The organism is Nocardioides dilutus (genome assembly GCF_054779555.1).
The window spans coordinates 848,972-868,552 of sequence record NZ_BAAGYA010000002.1 but is presented as its reverse complement, the minus strand read 5'-3'; the positions used below and the strand labels follow the sequence as shown (position 1 = coordinate 868,552).

Here is a 19,581-nt window from a genome sequence, read left to right as displayed (position 1 = left end):
TCGTCAGGCGCCGAAGCGGCGCTGCAGCTCGGCGTACGACACCGCGCCGTCGAGGAAGCCGAGCGTGCCTGCGTCGAGCAGCTCGCGCCCCGCTCGCTCCAGGAAGCTGTAGGCCGCGCGGGTCAGGCTGCCGCCGAGGCTCACCCGCTTCACGCCGAGCGAGAAGAGCGTGGGCGCATCGGTGAGGCTCGCCAGGCCCGCCACGATGTTGAGCGGGGCCGGGATCGCCTCCGCGAGCCGGCGGACGTCGTCCTCCTCGACCACGCCGGGCACGAAGACGCAGTCGGCGCCGGCGGCGACATAGGCGGTCGCCCGCGCGACCGTCTCCTCGAAGACGTCACCGGTCCTGCCGCCGAGCCAGGTGTCGGTCCGCGCGTTGAGCACGAAGGCACCGGCCGGCGCCGCGGCGCGAGCCGCTGCCACCCGGTCGGTCGCCTCGTCGATGCCGAAGAGGACGCCGCCGACCTGGTCCTCGAGGTTGCCGCCCACCGCGCCCGCCTCGAGGGCCAGCCGGACGGTCGCGCCCACGTCGTCGTAGCCGGACTCCAGGTCAGCGGTGACGGGCACGGACACCGCGGCCACGATCGCGGCGACGTGCGTGAGCATCGTGTCGCGGTCCAGGTGTCCGCCGTCCGGGACGCCGGTGGACCAGGCGATCCCGGCACTGGTCGTGGCGACGGCCGGGAAGCCCACCTGCTCGAGGATGCGCGCGGACCCGGCGTCCCAGGCGTTGGGCAGCACGAAGCCGGGGCCGTGGAGGGCGAGGAGGGCGGCGGCGGTCACAGGACGTCGACCTCCGCGTGCGCGGCGCCGCCGGACAGCCGCGCGTAGCCCGGGCCGCGGTCGAAGAACACCTCGGTCGGCGCCGGCCGGCCGGCGCGTTCCGCCGCCGTCGCTTCCTCGTCGTAGGCCAGCGAGTCGTCCTCCAGCGAGCCGGTCAGCACGACGCCGTACGCCGCGAGCGCCGCCTCCGGCGAGACCTTGCGCCACACCACGTCACGGACGACCAGGGCCGGGTCGCGGTGGAGCGGGTCGCCCCAGCCGCCCCCTCCGGTGGTCCGGATCCGGATGACCTCCCCGGCGGCCACGGGCTCGGCGTCGGCGAGGGCGTCGACCTCGCGCTCGTGGGGGCCGCCGGGGTCGATGACCACCTGGAACGGCGCGCCGGCCTTGCCGCCGCGCACCCCCCAGCAGGCCAGGATCGAGCGGTCGGCGATCGACATGAAGTGGCCGTCCTTGAGCATCCGGATGTGCTTCTCGTAGCCGAGGCCGCCGCGGAACTGGCCCGCTCCCCCGCTGTCCATCGCCAGCGACAGCGCCTCGACGCGGAACGGGAAGCGCGCCTCGGTGAACTCGGTCGGCAGGTTGCGGGAGTCGGGGACGACGTGGATGGTGTCCTCGCCGTCGGCGTAGTAGCGCCCGCCGGAGCCGCCGCCGAGCACCTCGCGCATGAGGTAGGGCCGGCCCTCGAGGTCGTCGCCGTAGACGCCGGTGTAGCGGATCGTCTCCTGGTCGGCGGGCATCCGGCCGTCGACGGCCTTGGCGATGACCCCGGCGAGCACGCCGAGCAACCGCAGGATGACGAAGGTCCGGGCGTTGGTCGGCGCCGGGAAGACCGGCGTCAGCAGGGTGCCGGGCGGCGGGAAGCGCATCTCGATCAGCGGTACGACGCCCTCGTTGACGTCGAGCTCTGCCATCCGGTCCGGGGTGTCGGCGAGGTTGCGCAGGATCGGGGCGAGCCACTTCTTGAGGAATACCCCGTCGCTGGCGTCGCCGACGTGGTTGATCGGGCCCTTGGCCTGAGGGCTGGTGCCGGCGAAGTCGAGGACGATCCGCTCCCCGTCCGGGTCGTCGGCCTCCGTGCGGGTCAGCGTGATCCGCTGGGTGTGCAGCATCGGCTCGTCGACGCCGTCGTGCTCGGCGTAGTCCTCCCAGACCCAGGAGCCGACCGGGATCTTGCCGAGGATCTCGCGGCGGTAGGTCTCGGTCGTCCTTGCCAGGATCGCGTCGAAGCAGGACTCGACGGTCTCGACGCCGTACCTGTCGAACAGCTCACCCAGCCGCCGGGCGCCCATCAGACAGGCCGAGCACTCCGCGTCGAGGTCGGCGGCGAGCGACTCGGGCATCCGGGAGTTGCGGGTCATGATCGTCAGCGCTGCCCGGTTGGGCACGCCCGCGTCCCAGAGCCGGATCGGCGGGACCATCAGGCCCTCCTCGAAGACGCTGGTCGCGTGGCTGGGCATCGAGCCGGGGACGGCGCCGCCGATGTCGTCGTGGTGGCCGAAGGCCTGGACGAACGCGACGACCCTGCCCCCGGAGAAGACCGGGACCGTCACGCAGAGGTCCGGGAGGTGCCCGATGCCACCCTCGGACCGGTAGACGTCGTTGTGGAAGAAGACGTCACCCTCGCGCATGTCGTCCAGCGGGAAGTCCCGGGCGACGGGGTGCACCAGAGCGCTGTAGGAGCGGCCGGTGAGCTTGCGCAGCAGCCGGTCGTGGATGCCGGCCCGGAAGTCGTGGGCGTCGCGGATCATCGGGCTCCGGCTGGTCCGGCCGATGGCGGTCTCGACCTCCATCTCGACGCTGGCCAGGGACCCCTGCACGATCTCGACCAGAACGGGGTCGGCGCTGGCCCCGGCGTCTTCGGTGAGGTGGCCGTAGGGGAACTGGGTGGGCGCCCTCCTGCTGTCGCTCATGACTCTGCCCCTTCATCAACACGGGTCACGATGAGGTTGAGGAACTCGTCCACCCGCACCTGGAAGCCCGGGTGCACCGGGACCGTCGAGCCGAACTCCTCGATGATCGCCGGGCCGGCGACCAGAGTGCCCGGCAGCATGTCGGTCCTGTCGTACAGCGGAGTGTCCACGTAGCCGTTGGTTGCGTCGAAGCACACCGGCCTCACGGTGGTTTCGAGGCTCGTTCCTCGCACCTCAACCACCGGGTGGCGCCGGATCTCGGGACGCTGGATCGGCCCGATGCCCGAGACCCGCAGGTTGACCCACTCGACCTGCTGGGAGTCGTCGCCGGAGAAGTCGTAGCCGTAGAGCGCCTTGTGCTCGGCATGGAACCGGTTCGCGACCTCGTCGAGCACCGACGCGTCGACGGCCCCGTCCGGCACCGGGACCCGCACCTCGAAGGCCTGCCCGAAGTAGCGCAGGTCGGCGGTCCGGACGAACTGGTGCTGCCCGGGCGCGAACCCCTCCTTCGACAGCGCCGCTGCGGCGCGCTCGGTGAGCTCGTCGTACGCCGCCGCGACCGTGGCCGGCTCCAGGGCGTCGGCCAGGGCGACGTGGGTCTGCACGTAGTCGTTCTTGACGTCGACGGTGAGCAGGCCGAACGCCGAGACGTTGCCCGGGTTGGGCGGGACCAGGACGGTCGGGATGCCGAGCACGTCCATGAGCCGGCAGAGCAGCAGCGAGCCCGAGCCGCCGAACGTCGTGAGCGTGAAGTCGCGGACGTCCAGGCCTCGCTTGACGGTGACCTGGCGCAGCGCGTTGGCCTGGTTCCACGCGGAGATCTCCAGGACGCCGGTCGCGCACGCCTCGGGCGAGAGGCCGAGCTTGGAGGCGAGTGCCTCGACGCCGGCCCGGGCGGCGTCGACGTCGAGCGGGATCTCGCCGCCCAGCAGGTGCGGCGGGATCCGGCCGAGCACCACGTGGGCGTCGGTGATCGTGACCTCGGTGCCCCCCTTGCCGTAGCAGAGCGGGCCCGGGTCGGCGCCCGCCGACTGCGGGCCGACCTTGAGCGTCCCCTCCGGGGAGAGCCACGCGATCGAGCCACCGCCGGCGCCGACCGTGACCACGTCGATCATCGGGATCTTGGACGGGAAGGCACCGACCGACCCCTCAGTGGTCAGCGTCGGCTCGCCGTCGATGACGACGGACACGTCGGTCGAGGTGCCGCCCCCGTCGCTGGTCAGCACCCGGTCGAACCCGGCGACCTTCGCGATCAGCGCCGCGCCCAGCGCGCCGGCCGCCGGCCCGGACAGCACGGTGGTGATCGGCTGGTGCACGACCTCGTCGGCCGAGAGCACGCCGCCGTTGGACTTCATCACGTAGAAGGGAATGGCCCGGTCGTCATACGCCGACAACCTGCCCTTGATGTTGGTGACGTACGCCGAGAGCCGCGGCTTCACGGCCGCGTCGACCAGCGTGGTCATCGCCCGCTCGTACTCGCGGTACTCGCGCAGCACCTCGCTCGACAGCGAGACGACCGCATCCGGGTGCTCCTCGAGGAGGACGGCGCGCATCCGCTCCTCGTGCGCAGGGTTGGCGTAGGCGTGCAGGAAGCAGACGCCGAGGGTGCCCACGCCGCGGTCCCGGAACCAGCGGGCGACCGCCCGGGCTCCGTCCTCGTCGAACGGCCGGACCTCCTCGCCGTCGACGTCCAGCCGCCCCTCGACGCCCTTGACCAGGTCGCGCGGGACGATCCGGGCTGGCTTGACCCAGAAATAGGAGTTGCCGTAGCCGTCGGGCACGGACTGCCGGGCGATCTCGAGCATCGCCTCGTAGCCGGTGTTGGTGATGAAGCCGAGCCGGTCGACCTTGCCCTCGAGCAGCTGGTTGGTCGCGACCGTGGTGCCGTGGCTGACCGCGCCGATGTCGGCGCCGCTCGCGCCCAGCAGCCCGAGCACCTTGTCGATCCCGGCGAGGAACCCGTCGGCGGGGTTGCTCGGCGTGGACGGCGTCTTGGTCGTGACCAGCTCGCCGGTGTCCTCGTCGAAGGCCACCACGTCGGTGAACGTGCCGCCGGTGTCGATGCCGACCCGGATCCGGCGGGCGGGCCCGGCGCTGAGTGGCGTCATGGCGCCCAGTCAACCCGGCCGCCCCGACGTAGGAGAAGGCCGGTCAGCGGATGAAGACGTACTCGAAGCCCTGGAACACCACGAACGCCGTGACGCCGATGGCCCCGGCCCGCCAGCCGCCGACTCCGGTGGCCGCGCGCACGGCCCGCGGGAACGCCACCAGGAACAGCACGAGGTAGACGACGAGGGTGCACCAGATGAAGACGAACCATCCGGTGTGCCCGGAGATCGAGGCCTCCCAGGCCTGCTCGTCGATGACGCCGACGGCGCGCAGGGGCGAGGTCACCAGGTCCGGCACCAGCGTGCCGAGGGTGCCGAGCCCCACCGCGCCCGCCATGCACGTCAGCACCCGCTCGAACGACGGCCGCGCACCCGCCCAGTAGGTCAGCGCGAACACGACGTTGCTGGCGAGCAGCCAGGCGACGACGATCGTCGGCGCGTAGAAGAGAGTGCCCCACCAGAAGTAGCTGTCCGCGTCGATCCGCAGGAACGGCTCGGGCATGGCGCGCGCGTCGGCCAACGCCAGCAGCAGCGCCACGACCGAGTAGCCGACGGCGGCCAGGGCCAGGAGTGGGTAGGCCACCGAGGGGTGGAACAGCCGGGGGGTCCGGCGTGGGGTCGCGTCGGGGGTCGTCGTCGTGGTCGGGTATGTAGTCGTCGCCATGGCCCCTCCTCGAGCCGGCTGGAGGTGGTGTCAGAACCAAGGTCGTCGCCTGGGCGCTCGGCGGGTAGAGGAGAAGGGCCTCGATCAGCCGCCGGGCCAGAGGACGTCCGCGCGGCTGTAGTGCCCGGCGGCGTCGAACCACCGCTTCGCGTGGAGCGTCGCGCGCAGGTCGCAGTCCGCGACGACGATGCCCTCCTCGTCGTACAGCGGACCAGCGATCACGTCGCCCGATCCCGGTGCCACCACGGCCGCCCCGCCTCGCCCGAACACGTCGCGGTCAGGCAGCGGCCACGGGAAGTCGTCGGGGAAGGCCGAGCGCTGGATGAACTGCGGGACCGACACGACGAACGCGCCAGCCTCGATAGCGATGTGCCGGATCGTCGCCTGCCAGCCCTCGGAGTCGTCGGCGGTCGGGGCGACCCAGATCTGGGGTCCGCCCTGGTAGACCGCCCACCGGGCCAGCGGCATCCGGTTCTCCCAGCAGATCAGCCCACCGATCCGGCCCACCCGCGTGTCGGTGACCTCCAGGTCGTCGCCGGCGCCGAAGCCGTGGAACAGCCGCTCGTGGAAGGTCGGCATCAGCTTGCGGTGACGGCTCAGCAGCCCGTCGGGTCCCACAAGCAGCAGGGTGTTGTAGAGCGTCCCCGGTCGGTCCAGCTCGCGCTCGTTGACGCCGATCGCGCACAGCACGTCGTGCTCGCGGCAGGCCGCCACCAGACGGTCGACGGCCGGCCCGGGCACCTCGACGGAGCTCCCCCAGAACCGCTCCCAGAAGGCGTCACCGTCACCGCCGGGCAGGTGCGCCCAGGCGTACGACGGGTACAGCGACAGGAACGTCTCAGGGAACACCACGAGCTCGGCACCCTGCGCGGCGGCGTCGGCGAGCAGCACGACCGCCTTGTCCAGGCTCGCCTCGAGGTCGAGCACCACCGGCATCGCCTGGACCGCTGCGACTCGGACCACGGGAAGTGACTCCATCGCCGGAGCGTAGGACGGCCGGCGCGACCTGGCTACGCCGAGCCGCCGCCGAGCAGGTCCACGCTCACCTGGAACGAGGTGAGGTCGAAGATGTTCTTGGCCAGGTAGGTCGGCTCGCCGTCCTCGGCCAGCACCGTGGTGACTACGGCCGGCATGCCGTAGAGCGGCAGGTCCATCCACGACAGTCGCTCGGTGTCGCGCGAGACCGGCGCGAGGCGCCACACCATCGGCGCCATCGCGGCCCGGCGCGCCGGCTCCAGCGCGTCGAGGAGGGTCGGCCATCTGCCGACGTCGCGCTGGGCGTCGTCGTCGGCGTCCGCGACCTCGGCGGGCACGGACGAGAGCCGCATGACCTCGAGCGTGGAGGCGAGCAGTACGCCGTCCCGCGCGAAGACGGTCTCCCAGACCAGCTTGGGCTCGTCGGTCCGCAGCATCCCCTGCGACCAGGTGCCACCGGTCTCGACGGCGGCGTGCAGCCGCCGGACCGGCTCGGCACCGTGGCGGAGCTGCCGGTGGAAGCCCTCAGCGAAGCCGACCGGCCCCGAGGGCTGGGCCGCCACGCGCCAGCGACGGTCCTTGTCGCGCACCAGGTGGCCGTCCTCCTCGAGGAGCAGCAGCGCCTCGTGGGCGAGCTCACGCGAGATCTTCAGCTCGCCACCGATCACCACCTCGTTGCGCAGCTGCTCACCTGGTGCCAGCCCGTCGCGCTCGATGAGCTCGAGCACCCGGTTGTAGGCGTCGACGAACGGCGGCACCCCCGTCCGGACATGTCTTTCCGGATCTCGCCACTCGGTCATGCGGTCCCCCCGCTCAGGCAACGCTCAGTGTCAGGTTGTCGTCGATTCCACCTCGGCTGCCACCTCGAGCAGGAAACGGTCGGCACCGTGAGCCGCCACGATCTGGACGCCGACCGGCAGGCCGTCCGGCGTGCTGCCCAACGGCACGGAGATCGCCGGACAACCGGTCACTGTTATGTAGTAGCACGCGCGCATCCAGTCGAGATACGTGCCCATGGCTTTTCCGTTGATCGTGGTGGGGAACTCCTGGTCCGCCGGGAACGGCGGCACCTGCGCGGCGGGCAGCACGAGCACGTCGTAGGACCCGAAGAAGTCGCGCATCCGCTCAGACAGTGCAGTGCGGCCGGCGTAGGCGCGGGCGACGTCGGCGCCGGTGAGGTGCTCCCCAGCGCGGATGTTGTCGGCCAACGAGGCCTTGAAGGCGTCCGGGTGGGCGGCGAGGAGGTCGCCGAGCATCGCCTGGAAGTGCCAGGCGCGCAGGGTGCGGAAGGTGTCCTCTGCCTCGGGCAGCACCGGGTGGGCATCGGTGACGGTCGCCCCCGCGCGGGCCAGGAGCGGCCCCGCCGACTCGACCACCGCGGCCACGTGGTGGTCGACCTCGAAGGCACCCCCGAGGTCGACCGAGAGCGCGACCCGCAGGCCGCGCAGCGAACCCTCGAGGGGCGGCGCGAACGTGCTGCCCGGGTCGCCGAGCGCCATCGGCGCCCGCGGGTCCGGGCCGGCCATGACCGAGAGCAGCAGGGCGAGGTCGCGGACATTGCGGGCCAGCGGGCCGCCGACCGACGTGGTCTCCCACTGGTTGTAGAGCGGCCACTGCGGCACCCGGCCCAGGCTCGGGCGGAGGCCGACCACGCCGCAGAACGACGCGGGGTTGCGCAGCGAGCCCCCCATGTCCGAGCCGTCCGCGAGTGGCACCATGCCCGACGCCAGCGCACACGCCGCGCCGCCCGACGAGCCGCCGGCCGACCGGGTCGGGTCGACCGGGTTGAGGGTGGTGCCGAAGATCGTGTTGAAGGTGTGGGAGCCGGCCGCGAACTCCGGCACGTTGGTCCGGCCGATCACCGTGACCCCGGCGCCCCGGACCCGCTCGACGATCAGCTCGTCCTGGTCGGGCACGTGGTCCGCGAAGAGGGGCGAGCCGAAGGTCGTGCGCCAGCCGGCGACCGCGTGGGTGTCCTTGAACGCGAACGGCAGCCCGTGCAGCGGCCCGATCTCCTGACCCGACGCGAGCGCCTGGTCGGCAGCGGCCGCACCCTCCCGGGCCCGCTCCTCGTCCAGCGAGACGATCGCGTTGAGCTCGGGGTTGCGCGCCGCGATCCGGGCCAGGTGCAGGTCGAGCAGCTCGCGGGCGGAGACGTCCTTGCGGCGTACGGCGGCCGCCTGGTCGCGTGCGGTCGAGTCGACCGTGATGGTCATCGGCGACGGCGGCCGAACAGGCCGCCGACGACGACGCCCAGCACCACGAGCCCGGCGCCGAGGGCGACGCCCTTGAGGAAGTCGTCCTGGGAGGCGAGACCGCGCTGCTTCGGCGGAGCGGTGAAGGCGGGTGCCCCGGCTGCGGTGGTCTCGACCCGCTCGACCGACGGTGGTTGCGCGATCGCCTCCCCGACGTTGCCGAAGAACTCCCCCGCCATCCGCTTGGACACCGAGCTCAGCATCCGCTGGCCGACACCACCGACCATGCCGCCGACCACCGCGTCGGCGTCGTAGGCGATCCGGGTCTGGCCCGGCGCGGGCTCCGAGAACGCGACATTGACCGTGGCGTCGACGGTCCCCGGCGCGCCCGCCCCGGAGAGCCGCATGACCAGCGACTCGTGCTGCTGGAGGTCCGAAAGCATGCAGGACCCGTTGTAGGTGCCCCTGATGGCGGCGACCCCGGCGGTGACCGTCATCGCGTACTCGTGCTCACCCGTGCTCTCGAGCCGCTCGCAGCCGGGGATGGTGGCGACCAGGACGCGCGGGTCGAGCAGCGCCTCCCAGACCTTGTCGACGGGCTGGTCGATGACGTCGAACCCGGAGATCTTCATCGGGGTACCCCTTTCGCTGAGGGTGGTTTCGAGGCTCGCTGCGCTCGCACCTCAACCACCGTTCCGGCCCTGTCGCAGATGGAACAGCTCCGACGGCGAGATCGGCATCGCCGTGATGGGAAAGCCCTCGGCGTCCTCGATGGCTGCGGCGAAGACCGCCGCCGACGGGATGACGCCGGCCTCGCCCGCGCCCTTGATGCCGAGCGGGTTGAGCGGCGAGGGGGTCTCGAGGTGGTCGATGTCGATCGTGTCGGGGATCTCGGTGACGTAGGGGATCAGGAAGTCCATGAACGACGCGTTGAGCAGCTGCCCCGACTCGTCGTAGGCCATCCGCTCGTAGAGCGCGCCGCCGATCCCCTGGGCGACACCGCCGTGGATCTGGCCCTCGACGATCATCGGGTTGATCAGGTGGCCGCAGTCGTGGACCACGGCGTACTTGAGGATCTTGATCTCCGCGGTCTCCGGGTCGGTCTCGACGATCACGGCGTGCATGCCGGAGGCGAACGTCGCCCGCTCGGGCGAGTAGAAGTCCTTGCCCTCCAGGCCGGGCTCGTCGTCCTCGGCCACGGGGGGCTTCCCGGGGTCGCCGACCGAGAACTGGGTCGCCGCCTTGGATGCCTCGTCGAACGCGTAGCGCAGCGGGTTGGACAGCACCGAGACGGTGCCGAGGTCGATCGCCGCCTCGGGCATCCCCTTGACGGACACGACCCCGTCGACGATCTGGAGGTCCTTCTCGTCGACCTCGAGCGCCTCGGCCGCGATCCGCAGCACCTTCTCCTTGGCGCGCCTGGCGGCGAGGTGGACCGCCGAGCCGCTCATCACCGCGGCCCGCGAGGCGAACGTGCCCACGGCGTAGGGCATCCGCCGGGTGTCGCCGGTGACGACCTCGACGTCCTCGAACCGCACCCCGAGCTCGTCGGCGACCAGCTGGGCGAAGACGGTCGCGTGCCCTTGCCCCTGGGTGGTGAGGCCGGTGGCGACCTTGACCTTGCCGGAGGTCTCGATGTGCACGTGGGCGCCCTCGTAGGGCCCGACGCCGGTGCCCTCGACGTAGCAGGCGAGGCCGATGCCGACCTGCCGCCCCTGGGCGGCCATCTCTGCCTTGAACACCGGGAACTCGTCCCAGCCGATCAGGTCCTTGATCTTCACGAGCGAGGCCGGGTAGTCGCCGGAGTCGTACTCCAGCTCGCGGCCGTCCTGGAAGACCAGCCCGTGGTCATAGGGGAACTCGTCGGGCTGGATGAAGTTGACGGCCCGGACCTCGGCCCGGTCCTTGCCGAGATACTGCGCGATGGCGTCCATGGTCCGCTCCATCACGAAGCAGCCCTGCGGCCGGCCGGCGCCGCGGTAGGGCGTGACCATCACCGTGTTGGTGTAGATCGACTCGAAGACGACCCGGTAGTTCTGCGGCTTGTAGGGACCGAGCAGCTGGGTCGAGGTGATGATCGGGACGATCAGGCCGTAGGGCGTGTAGGCGCCGTGGTCGTGCCAGAACTCGACGTCGAGCCCGAGCAGCCGCCCGTCGTCGTCGAACCCGACCTCGATGTGGTGCTCCTGGGCGCGCTCGTGGGCGGTGGAGATGAAGTGCTCGCGGCGGTCCTCGGTGTACTTCACCGGGCGCCCGAGCGCGCGGGCCGCCAGCGGGACGAGGAGCTCCTCCGGCCACGGGTGGTTGATCTTGACGCCGAACCCGCCGCCGACGTCGGGCGTGATCACGTCGACCTGGCCCAGGTCGAGGCCGAGTTTGACCGCGACCGCGGCCCGGACGCCCGTCGAGGTCTGGGTCGAGCTCCACGCCGTGAGCCGGTTGACGTCGGGGTCCCAGCGGGCCACTACCCCGCGGCCCTCCATCGGCTGGCATGAGCTCCGCTCGACGGTGAGGTCGAGGGCCAGCCGGTGGGGTGCGGCGGCGATGGCGGCGCGGGCGTCACCGACCTGCTGCTCCATCCGCGCGCCGACGTTGCCCGGCACGTCGTCGTGCACGAGGTGGTCGGCGGCCCGCGCCGCCGGGAGGCCCACGACCGGCGGCAGGAACTCGTAGTCGACCCGGATCCGCGACAGCGCGTCCTCGGCGACGTAGCGGTCGTCGGCGACGACGAAGGCGATCGCCTCGCCCATGTAGTTGACCTCGTCCTTGGCCAGCGCATACTGCGTGCGGCCGTGCGTGAGGGTCGGGTGCGGGATCAGCAGCGGGAGCGGCTCGGCCATCGGTGCCGACAGCCCGGCGAGGTCGTCGTAGGTCCACACCGCGTGCACGCCCTCGACGTCGAGGACCTCGGAGACGTCGATGTCGACGATCCGGGCGTGCGCGTGCGGGCTGCGGAGCACGGCGGCGTGCAGCGTGTCGGGGCCGACCGCGACGTCGTCGACGTAGCGGCCCTGCCCGCGCAGGAACCGCTGGTCCTCGACCCGCTGGACCGGCTGGCCCATCAGCTTGGTGGTCATGCCGGGTCCCGGGCGGCGATCTCAGCCGCTCGCTCGACAGCTTTGACGATGTTCTGGTAGCCGGTGCACCGGCAGAGGTTGCCGGCGACCATGTCGCGGGCCTCGTCGTGGGTCGGCGCCGGGTTGTCGCGCAGCCCGGCGGTGATCGTGGTGAGGAACCCGGGCGTGCAGAAGCCGCACTGCAGCCCGTGGCACTCGAGGAAGGCCTGCTGGACCGGTCCGAGGGAACCGTCCTCGTTGGTGAGGCCCTCGACGGTGGTGACCTCCTGGCCGTCGACCGACACCGCGAACACCAGGCAGGAGCGCACCGGGCGCCCGTCGAGCAGCACGGTGCAGGCGCCGCACACGCCGTGCTCGCACCCGACGTGGGTGCCGGTCAGCCCGAGGTCGTGGCGGAGCGCGTCGGAGAGCAGCCGGCGGGCCGGCACGCGCACGGGCCGCGGCGTGCCGTTGACGGTCAGCCGGATCTCGTGCTGCTCCTCAGCCACGCGTGCCCTCCCTCGCGGCTCGCACCACGCGCTTGGTCAGCACGCGGACGAGTTGGGCACGGTACGCCGCCGTGGCGTGGATGTCGTCCCCGGGCTCGAGCTGCGCGAGCGCGGCCTCGCCGAGGTCGTCGTCGGCCACGCCGGACAGGTCGACGACGGTCGGCACGTCGGACACGGAGAGGTAGCCGGCCTTGACCGAGTCGCCGTCGACGAGCGCGGCGACGCCGACCAGCGCGTAGTCGCCGTGCCGCCTGGCGACCTCCTCGAAGGCGACGCCGGCGCCCGGCGCGAGGGCCGGGAAGTCGGCGTGCACCGCGAGCTCGTCGTGCGCCAGGCTCGACTCGAGCGGCCCGACGTAGAGCTCGTCGGCGGGGATGGTGCGACGCCCGCTCGGCCCCTCGACGGTCACAGAGCCGCCGAGCAGGGAGAGCACCACCGGCATCTCGGCGGCCGCGTCCGCGTGCACCAGCGAGCCGACGGTGGTGCCGCGGTTGCGGATCGTCGGGTGCGCGACGTGGGCCAGGGCCATGGGCACGAGCGGCTGGGAGCGGCGTACGGCGGGGTTGGCGAGCACGTCGGCGTGCCGGGCCAGGGCGCCGATCCGCACACCCTGGTCGTCGACGTGGATCGTGGCGAGGTCGGCGATGCCGTTGATGTCCACGAGCGCGGACGGCGCCGCGAGCCTCATGGACAGCAGCGGGACCAGGCTCTGACCGCCGGCGAGCACCTTGGCCCCCGTGTCACCGGCCAGGGCCGCCACCGCTTCGGCGACGGTCCCCGGCCGGTGATAGGCGAACGGCGCGGGCTTCACGGGCCCATTGTCACGCGACCGCCCACGGACTCGGGTCAGGCACGGGGCGCCTGCGGTCCTTCACCGTCGGGACGCCCGCCCACCTCGGGGGCGCTGTGGTCGACCTCCATCCGCGCCTCGGCGAGCTCCTGGGGCTCGATGGCCCGCGCGATGTGGTAGCCGGCGATGATCACGATGGTGCCCAGGGCGATGCCGCCGAGGGAGAAGTCCTCGGTGATCTCGAAGAACCCCGAGGTGCCGTAGCCGATGGCCAGGATCAGCCCGGCCGCGACCGGCACGAGGTTGACCGGGTCGGCGAAGTTGACGCGGTTCTCGACCCAGATCTTGGCACCGAGCAGACCGATCATGCCGTAGAGCACGAGTGTGATGCCGGCCAGGACGCCGCCCGGAGTGGCCGCCACGATCGCCCCGAACTTCGGGATGAAGCCGAGCAGGATCGCAACCGCGGCCGCCACGAAGTAGGCCGCCGTCGAGTACACCCGGGTAGCGGCCATGACGCCGATGTTCTCGGCGTACGTCGTCGTCGGCGACCCGCCCACCGCGGAGGTGAGCACCGTGCCGACACCGTCGGCGGCGATCGCCCTGCCCATCACCGGGTCGAGATCACGCCCGGTCATCCCGGCCACCGCCTTGACGTGCCCCATGTTCTCCGCGATCAGCGCGATCACCGCAGGCATCGCCAGCAGCGCGAACGTGATCGAGAAGTCGGGCAGGTGCCAGCCCACCGCGGCGAGGTTGCCCGCCTCGTTCTGGTTGCCGACCAGCCCCTCGACCGTGTGCCGCGGGAAGCCGATCCAGTCGGCGCTCTTGACGTTGTCCCAGTTGACCCGGTCACCCTCGACGCCGCCGACACCGATGGCGTCGAACACCCAGGAGAGCAGGTATCCGAAGATCAGGCCGAGGAAGATCGCGATCCGGCCGAGGAAGCCGCGCAGGCCGACCGTCATCAGGATCACGGCCGTCATCGTGATGATCGCCATCCAGCGGTCGGCCGGCATGTAGATGTTGGTCGCGACGCCGGCCAGGTTGAAGCCGATCACCATGACCACGGCGCCGGTCACGACCGGAGGAAGTGCCTTGTTGACGATGTCGGCGCCGAGGAAGTGGATGACCACACCGCATAGGGCGAGCACCACGCCGGACACCAGGATGGCGCCGGTGACGTCCTCGGGGCCACCCTGCTGGGCGTAGATCGCCGCGGCACCACCGACGAAGGACGCGGAGGTGCCCAGATAGCTGGGCACCGCGCCCTTGACGATCAGCAGGAAGCAGATCGTCGCGATGCCGCTCATCAGGATCGCGAGGTTCGGGTCCAGACCCATGATGATCGGGAACACGAACGTGGCGCCGAACATGGCCACGACGTGCTGTGCCCCGATGCCGACCGTCTTGCCCCACGCGAGCCGCTGGTCGGGGGCGACCGGCTGGCCGGGCGCGGGATCGACCACGTCCCACTTGAACATCGACATGACGTACCTCCTTGTCCCCGCGCCGCGACGAGTCGCGGCGCGAACCGATGCCTGTCATGAGACACCCTGGTGAGGCCCGATCGCAGCACCTGACGGTTACCGGCAGGTAAGTGTCGCGGGGTCCCGGGAGCGGTGTCGCGCGGCGTACTAACGTGACCGCAGTGATCCCGGTCAGCGCTCCCCCACGTGTCCGGACGCGGCTGCGGAACGCCCCGGACGGCCCCGTCCCGGTGCTGCACCGCGGGCCCGACGCGGTCTACCTCGACGTCGGCGGGTGGTGCGTGGGCGTGCTCGGCTTCCGGGCCACCGCCGTGCCCTGTGCGCTGCGCACCTCGCTCGCCACGCTCCCGGAGGTGTCGGGCGCCAGGATGCGCGGCGGCGTCCTCCACCTCGACCAGGCACCGCTCACCATCGGCCGGCTCGCGGACGTCTCCGTGCCGAGACTGCCGCAGCGCACCCTCGGTGCGGAGCTGGCGCCCGCCACCGTGGAGGCGCTGGTCGGCAGGGGTGACGGGCTCACGCCCTACGGCGACGACGTGCTCTGCGGCTGGCTGGCCGTGCACCGCGCGGCCGGCATCGAGACGCCTGCCGTCGACGAGACGGTCCGAGCAATCCTCCCCCGCACCACGCTGCTCTCCGCCACGCTGCTCGACTGCGCGATGCACGGTGAGGTCATCCCCGAGTTCGCGGCCTACCTCTCCGCCCTCGGCACCGCCGACGAGGCCTACCTGGCCGACCAGCTGGCCGCGGTGGGCCACACCTCCGGTCGCGGCCTGCTCGAGGGTGCCCGCTCTGCCCTCGACTCGCTCTACGGGGCAGCTGCGTGAGCGACACGGGTGCCACTCACGTCGAGCTCCGGCGTGGCGCCTACGCCGACTCGGTGACCCTGCTGCAGGTCAGCCGCACCGTGCAGGGCGTCCCGGGTGTCGCGACCGCACAGGTGGCGATGGCCACGCCCCTCAACGTCGAGGTGCTCACGGAGATGGGGTTCGCCGTCCCCGAGGAGGCCGGCCCCAACGACATGGTGGTCGCGATCCGCCTCGCCGACGGCGGCGACCTCGACGCCGCCCTGGCCGGCGTCGACGCCGCTCTGCGCGAGACCGGGCGCCGCGACGACGGACCCACCCAGGAGGCGCCACCACGTACGACGGGCAGCGCTCTGCGCCGCACCCCCGGCGCGATCGCCCTCGTGTCGGTGCCCGGCCCGTCGGCGTTCGTCGAGGCGATGGATGCGCTGGAGGCCGGCAGCGACGTCATGGTGTTCAGCGACCACGTGCCGGTGAAGCAGGAGCTCGCGCTCAAGCGGTACGCCGCCGAGCGGTCGCTGCTCGTGATGGGTCCCGACTGCGGCACCGCCGTCGTGGGTGGGCTGGGGCTCGGCTTCGCCAACGTGGTCTCCCCCGGGCCGGTCGGCATCGTCGCCGCCTCCGGCACTGGCTGCCAGCAGGTGCTCGCCCTGCTCGACCACGCCGGTGTGGGGGTGGCGTCCGCGCTGGGCGTGGGCGGACGCGACCTGAGCGCCGAGGTCCGCGGACTCGCGACCCGCGAGGCGATGCGGCGGCTGGACGCGGACCCGCGGGTCGAGCTGATGCTGCTGGTGTCCAAGCCGCCGGCCGACGACGTCGCCGACGAGATCCGCGCCTACGCCGCCGGGTTGTCGACCCCCGTCGAGATGGCACTCCTGGGTGCCGGACACCCCGACCTCACCGAGGCCACCGAGGCGCTGCTGCTGGCGCGCGGCGTCCCGGTGCCCGACTGGCCGGTGTCCGGGCGGGCGGCCACACCGTCAGGAGGCCGATATCTGCGCGGCCTGTTCGTGGGTGGCACGCTGGCCGGTGAGGCCCGGATCGTGGCGCAGACGCTCCTGGGTGCCGACCGCGGCCACACGTTCGTCGACTTCGGCGACGACGCCTACACCGCCGGCCGGGCCCACCCGATGATCGACCCGACCCTGCGCCTGGAGCACCTGGCCCGGGCGGGGGCCGACCCCGAGACCGCGGTGGTGCTGCTCGACGTCGTCCTCGGTCACGGCGCCGAGCCCGACCCGGCCGCGCTGCTGGCCCCGGCAGTGGCCGCCATCGACAAGCCGGTCGTGGTCGCCGTGGTCGGCACGGCGGCCGACCCTCAGGGGCTGGAGCGCCAGGTCAGGGCGCTCGCCGACGCGGGCGCCGAGGTGCACCTGTCCAACGCCCACGCCACCCGCCGAGCTGTGGAGCTGCTGCCATGAACTCTGTGGTCAACGTGGGAGCCGATCTGCTCGCCGACGCCGTCGACGCCCAGGCCGTCCCGGTCACCCGGGTCGACTGGCGCCCGCCGATGGCGGGCACCGAGAGCGACCTGGCCACCGTGGCCGCCGACCCGCGCCGTCCCGCGGCCAACGCCCGGGCCCTGGCCGCCGTGCTCGGGGTCACGGCCACCCTGGTCGACGTCGTGCCGGCCTCCGAGGCCCTCGGCCTGCAGCCCGGCGAGTTCCTGCACGCCGGCCCGCCTATCGAGTGGGGGCGGGCGCCCGGACCACTGCGCGGCGCCCTGATGGGCGGCGCCGCCCTCGAGGGCCTGGTCGAGGACCCCGAGGACGCCGTCGCGCTCTTCGAGTCGGGCACCTCGGTCTCGCTCGAGCCCTGCCACCACCGGTCCGCGGTCGGTCCGATGGCCGGGGTGGTCACCCCCAGCATGTGGCTGTGGGTGCTCGAGGACGCCGCCAGCGGTCGGCGTACCTACTGCTCGCTCAACGAGGGACTCGGCAAGGTCCTCCGCTACGGCGCCTACTCACCCGAGGTCCTCACCCGGCTGCGGTGGATGGGCGACGTGCTCGGCCCGCTGCTGCAGGCAGCGGTGCGGGCGACCCGCGACCAGCAGGGTCCGGTCGACATCACCGGCATCCTCACCCAGATGCTCCAGATGGGCGACGAGGCCCACAACCGCAACCGGGCCGGCACGCTGATGCTGCTGCGCGACCTCTCCCCCGCCCTGGTCACCAGTGGGTACGACGCCGCGGACGTCGCCGAGGCGCTGCGGTTCGTCGGTGGCAACGACCACTTCTTCCTCAACCTCGCCATGCCCGCCTGCAAGCTCGCCCTCGACGCGGCGCGCGGCATCGCCGGGTCGACGATGGTCGTGGCGATGGCCCGCAACGGGACCGACTTCGGCATCCAGGTCGCCGGCACCGGCGACGAGTGGTTCACCGGCCCGGCCCAGCTCGCCGACGGGCTCTTCCTCGGCGACTACGGCCCGGACGACGCCAACCCCGACATCGGCGACTCCGCGATCACCGAGACCGCCGGCATCGGTGGCTTCGCGATGGCGACCGCCCCGGCGATCGTCCGGTTCGTCGGCGGCTCGGTCCCCGACGCCCTGGCGACAACCCGCCGGATGCACGAGATCACCCTCGGCGAGAACCCCCGCTGGTCCGTACCGGTCCTGGAGTTCCAGGGCACGCCGACCGGGATCGATGTCAGCCTCGTCGGCCGGACCGGGATCCTGCCCCAGATCAACACCGGCATGGCCGGCAAGGTCGCCGGCGTCGGTCAGGTCGGCGCCGGCCTGGTCACCCCGCCCGCCGAGATCTTCCCCAAGGCGCTGGCGCGCCTGGCCCAGCGCACGCCCAGCAACACCACGTAACCCCACCCGGCCAGCCTCACTCAGCAGGCCAGCCACCAGTCACCGACGCTTGCATCGAGCGAAGCGAGGCGCCCCGCGATCGGCCTCGTGCCCACGATGGACGGCGGAGCTCCGCGGAGCGGAGCGACGCGTCCGTCGTGGGTCGAGGCCGAAGCTCGCGGGGGTATTCAGTAGGAAGGTTGGCTCGGGTCGACCTGGTTGACCCAGGCGGAGACGCCGCCGCCGACGTGCACGGCGTCGGAGTAGCCGGCGCCCTTGACGATGGCGAGGGTCTCGGCCGAGCGCACCCCGGTCTTGCAGTACATGACCACCTGCTTGCCGGAGTCGACGCCCGGGAGCTTCTCCAAGGCACTGCCGTTGAGGAAGTCGCCCTTGGGGATCAGCACCGAGCCCGGGATCCGGTTGATCTCGTACTCGTTGGGCTCGCGCACGTCCACCAGGACGAAGTCGCGGGCGCCCTCCTCGCGCTCCTTGAGCAGGTGCTCGACCTGGGTCACCGAGATGGTCGCACCGGCGGCCGCGTCGGCCGCCTCGTCGGAGATCGCGCCGCAGAAGGTCTCGTAGTCGATCAGACCGGTGACCGTGGGGTTGTCGCCGCACAGCGCGCAGTTGGGGTCCTTGCGGACCTTGAGCTTGCGCCACTCCAGCTCGAGGGCGTCGTAGATGACCAGCTTGCCGACCGCGGGGTCGCCGATGCCGGTGAGCACCTTGATCGCCTCGTTGACCTGGATCGAGCCGATGCTCGCGCACAGCACGCCGAGCACGCCGCCCTCGGCGCAGCTCGGGACCATCCCCGGCGGCGGGGGCTCGGGGTAGAGGCAGCGGTAGCAGGGCGCGCCGAGGCTCTCGCCGTTCTCGTCGACCGCGTGCGGCCAGAACACCGAGGCCTGGCCGTCGAAGCGGTAGATCGAGCCCCAGACGTAGGGGATCTTCAGGAAGTAGGCGGCGTCGTTGACCATGTAGCGGGTCGCGAAGTTGTCGGTGCCGTCGACGATCAGGTCGTAACCCTCGAAGACCTGGAGCACGTTGTCGTTGTCCAGGCGCTCGGCGTGCACGACGACATTGACGTAGGGGTTGGCCTCCAGGACGGCGTCGCGCGCCGACTCCGCCTTGGGCCGGCCGATGTCGGACTGGCCGTGGATGATCTGGCGCTGCAGGTTGGACTCGTCGACCTCGTCGAACTCCGCGATGCCGATCGTGCCCACGCCCGCGGCGGCGAGGTAGAACAGCGCCGGGCTGCCGAGGCCGCCCGCACCGATCACGAGCACCTTGGCGTTCTTGAGCCGCTTCTGACCGGACATGCCGACGTCGGGGATGATCAGGTGCCGGCTGTAGCGCCGTACCTCGTCGATGGTGAGCGCCTCGGCGGGCTCCACGAGCGGGGCGAAGGACATCTGGTCGGTCAACTCCTGGTCTCGGCGTGCATGCTGCTCGACTTCGGGGCAACGCCCCTCGTGCCCACGATGTTCCCACTACC

16 protein-coding genes are annotated in these 19,581 nt (G+C 72.0%); 3 read left to right on the top strand and 13 right to left on the bottom strand.

From position 1 onward, the window contains the following. Window positions 1-3: 3 nt before the first annotated feature. From ACYVC6_RS13815 to ACYVC6_RS13760, 12 genes are all read right to left on the bottom strand, one after another. Window positions 4-783, bottom strand: coding sequence for an isocitrate lyase/PEP mutase family protein (locus ACYVC6_RS13815; RefSeq protein ID WP_460714954.1), 780 nt, complete (start codon window positions 781-783; stop codon window positions 4-6). Next, window positions 780-2,696, bottom strand: a complete 1,917-nt coding sequence (locus ACYVC6_RS13810) for a hydantoinase B/oxoprolinase family protein (RefSeq protein ID WP_460714953.1) — start codon at window positions 2,694-2,696, stop codon at window positions 780-782. The genes ACYVC6_RS13815 and ACYVC6_RS13810 overlap by 4 nt, the downstream gene beginning before the upstream one ends. Continuing rightward, the gene (locus tag ACYVC6_RS13805) at window positions 2,693-4,804 is read right to left on the bottom strand and encodes a hydantoinase/oxoprolinase family protein (protein ID WP_460714952.1); all 2,112 of its coding nucleotides are present in this window, start codon (window positions 4,802-4,804) and stop codon (window positions 2,693-2,695) included. Before ACYVC6_RS13805 ends, ACYVC6_RS13810 begins: the two co-directional genes overlap by 4 nt. A gap of 43 nt (window positions 4,805-4,847) precedes the next feature. Next, window positions 4,848-5,468 carry a hypothetical protein gene (locus ACYVC6_RS13800; RefSeq protein ID WP_460714951.1) on the bottom strand — a complete coding sequence of 207 codons (621 nt, stop codon included), beginning with the start codon at window positions 5,466-5,468 and terminating at the stop codon, window positions 4,848-4,850. Between the two features lie 84 nt (window positions 5,469-5,552). Further along, on the bottom strand, window positions 5,553-6,446 hold the full coding sequence (locus tag ACYVC6_RS13795) for a carbon-nitrogen hydrolase family protein (RefSeq protein ID WP_460714950.1): 894 nt from the start codon (window positions 6,444-6,446) through the stop codon (window positions 5,553-5,555). 32 nt (window positions 6,447-6,478) lie between these two features. Further along, window positions 6,479-7,243, bottom strand: a complete 765-nt coding sequence (locus ACYVC6_RS13790; protein ID WP_460714949.1) for a hypothetical protein — start codon at window positions 7,241-7,243, stop codon at window positions 6,479-6,481. A gap of 30 nt (window positions 7,244-7,273) precedes the next feature. Continuing rightward, on the bottom strand, window positions 7,274-8,659 hold the full coding sequence (locus ACYVC6_RS13785) for an amidase (RefSeq protein WP_460714948.1): 1,386 nt from the start codon (window positions 8,657-8,659) through the stop codon (window positions 7,274-7,276). Next, the gene (locus ACYVC6_RS13780; RefSeq protein ID WP_460714947.1) at window positions 8,656-9,270 is read right to left on the bottom strand and encodes an SRPBCC family protein; all 615 of its coding nucleotides are present in this window, start codon (window positions 9,268-9,270) and stop codon (window positions 8,656-8,658) included. Before ACYVC6_RS13780 ends, ACYVC6_RS13785 begins: the two co-directional genes overlap by 4 nt. A 51-nt stretch (window positions 9,271-9,321) precedes the next feature. Continuing rightward, the gene (cutA, locus tag ACYVC6_RS13775; protein WP_460714946.1) at window positions 9,322-11,715 is read right to left on the bottom strand and encodes an aerobic carbon-monoxide dehydrogenase large subunit; all 2,394 of its coding nucleotides are present in this window, start codon (window positions 11,713-11,715) and stop codon (window positions 9,322-9,324) included. Beyond that, a complete protein-coding gene (locus tag ACYVC6_RS13770) occupies window positions 11,712-12,203 on the bottom strand; it encodes a (2Fe-2S)-binding protein (RefSeq protein WP_460714945.1) in 492 nt (163 codons plus the stop codon). Before ACYVC6_RS13770 ends, cutA begins: the two co-directional genes overlap by 4 nt. Continuing rightward, window positions 12,196-13,014, bottom strand: coding sequence for an FAD binding domain-containing protein (locus ACYVC6_RS13765; RefSeq protein ID WP_460714944.1), 819 nt, complete (start codon window positions 13,012-13,014; stop codon window positions 12,196-12,198). The genes ACYVC6_RS13770 and ACYVC6_RS13765 overlap by 8 nt, the downstream gene beginning before the upstream one ends. A gap of 35 nt (window positions 13,015-13,049) precedes the next feature. Next, the gene (locus tag ACYVC6_RS13760; protein WP_460714943.1) at window positions 13,050-14,483 is read right to left on the bottom strand and encodes a uracil-xanthine permease family protein; all 1,434 of its coding nucleotides are present in this window, start codon (window positions 14,481-14,483) and stop codon (window positions 13,050-13,052) included. A gap of 152 nt (window positions 14,484-14,635) precedes the next feature. Between ACYVC6_RS13760 and ACYVC6_RS13755 the strand changes: the two genes are divergently transcribed. Genes ACYVC6_RS13755 through ACYVC6_RS13745 form a run of 3 tightly spaced genes read left to right on the top strand, consistent with a single transcriptional unit; the run spans window position 14,636 to window position 18,104 of the window. After that, the gene (locus tag ACYVC6_RS13755) at window positions 14,636-15,310 is read left to right on the top strand and encodes an oxamate carbamoyltransferase subunit AllH family protein (protein WP_460714942.1); all 675 of its coding nucleotides are present in this window, start codon (window positions 14,636-14,638) and stop codon (window positions 15,308-15,310) included. Beyond that, on the top strand, window positions 15,307-16,710 hold the full coding sequence (locus ACYVC6_RS13750; protein WP_460714941.1) for an FdrA family protein: 1,404 nt from the start codon (window positions 15,307-15,309) through the stop codon (window positions 16,708-16,710). Before ACYVC6_RS13755 ends, ACYVC6_RS13750 begins: the two co-directional genes overlap by 4 nt. Continuing rightward, complete coding sequence (locus ACYVC6_RS13745; RefSeq protein ID WP_460714940.1) at window positions 16,707-18,104, top strand: YlbE family protein; 1,398 nt, start codon at window positions 16,707-16,709, stop codon at window positions 18,102-18,104. Before ACYVC6_RS13750 ends, ACYVC6_RS13745 begins: the two co-directional genes overlap by 4 nt. A gap of 167 nt (window positions 18,105-18,271) precedes the next feature. Here the strand turns inward: ACYVC6_RS13745 and moeZ are convergent, their stop codons facing one another. After that, the gene (gene moeZ / locus ACYVC6_RS13740) at window positions 18,272-19,498 is read right to left on the bottom strand and encodes an adenylyltransferase/sulfurtransferase MoeZ (protein WP_460714939.1); all 1,227 of its coding nucleotides are present in this window, start codon (window positions 19,496-19,498) and stop codon (window positions 18,272-18,274) included. Between the last annotated feature and the right edge of the window lie 83 nt (window positions 19,499-19,581).

Excerpts from the sequence above, each read along its gene's own strand:
- ACYVC6_RS13780 (WP_460714947.1), bottom strand. The coding sequence starts at position 9,270 with ATGAAGATCTCCGGGTTCGACGTCATCGACCAGCCCGTCGACAAGGTC.
- ACYVC6_RS13805 (WP_460714952.1), bottom strand. The coding sequence starts at position 4,804 with ATGACGCCACTCAGCGCCGGGCCCGCCCGCCGGATCCGGGTCGGCATC.
- ACYVC6_RS13795 (WP_460714950.1), bottom strand. The coding sequence starts at position 6,446 with ATGGAGTCACTTCCCGTGGTCCGAGTCGCAGCGGTCCAGGCGATGCCG.
- moeZ (WP_460714939.1), bottom strand. The coding sequence starts at position 19,498 with ATGTCCTTCGCCCCGCTCGTGGAGCCCGCCGAGGCGCTCACCATCGAC.
- ACYVC6_RS13745 (WP_460714940.1), top strand. The coding sequence starts at position 16,707 with ATGAACTCTGTGGTCAACGTGGGAGCCGATCTGCTCGCCGACGCCGTC.
- ACYVC6_RS13785 (WP_460714948.1), bottom strand. The coding sequence starts at position 8,659 with ATGACCATCACGGTCGACTCGACCGCACGCGACCAGGCGGCCGCCGTA.
- ACYVC6_RS13810 (WP_460714953.1), bottom strand. The coding sequence starts at position 2,696 with ATGAGCGACAGCAGGAGGGCGCCCACCCAGTTCCCCTACGGCCACCTC.
- ACYVC6_RS13760 (WP_460714943.1), bottom strand. The coding sequence starts at position 14,483 with ATGTCGATGTTCAAGTGGGACGTGGTCGATCCCGCGCCCGGCCAGCCG.
- ACYVC6_RS13800 (WP_460714951.1), bottom strand. The coding sequence starts at position 5,468 with ATGGCGACGACTACATACCCGACCACGACGACGACCCCCGACGCGACC.
- cutA (WP_460714946.1), bottom strand. The coding sequence starts at position 11,715 with ATGACCACCAAGCTGATGGGCCAGCCGGTCCAGCGGGTCGAGGACCAG.
- ACYVC6_RS13790 (WP_460714949.1), bottom strand. The coding sequence starts at position 7,243 with ATGACCGAGTGGCGAGATCCGGAAAGACATGTCCGGACGGGGGTGCCG.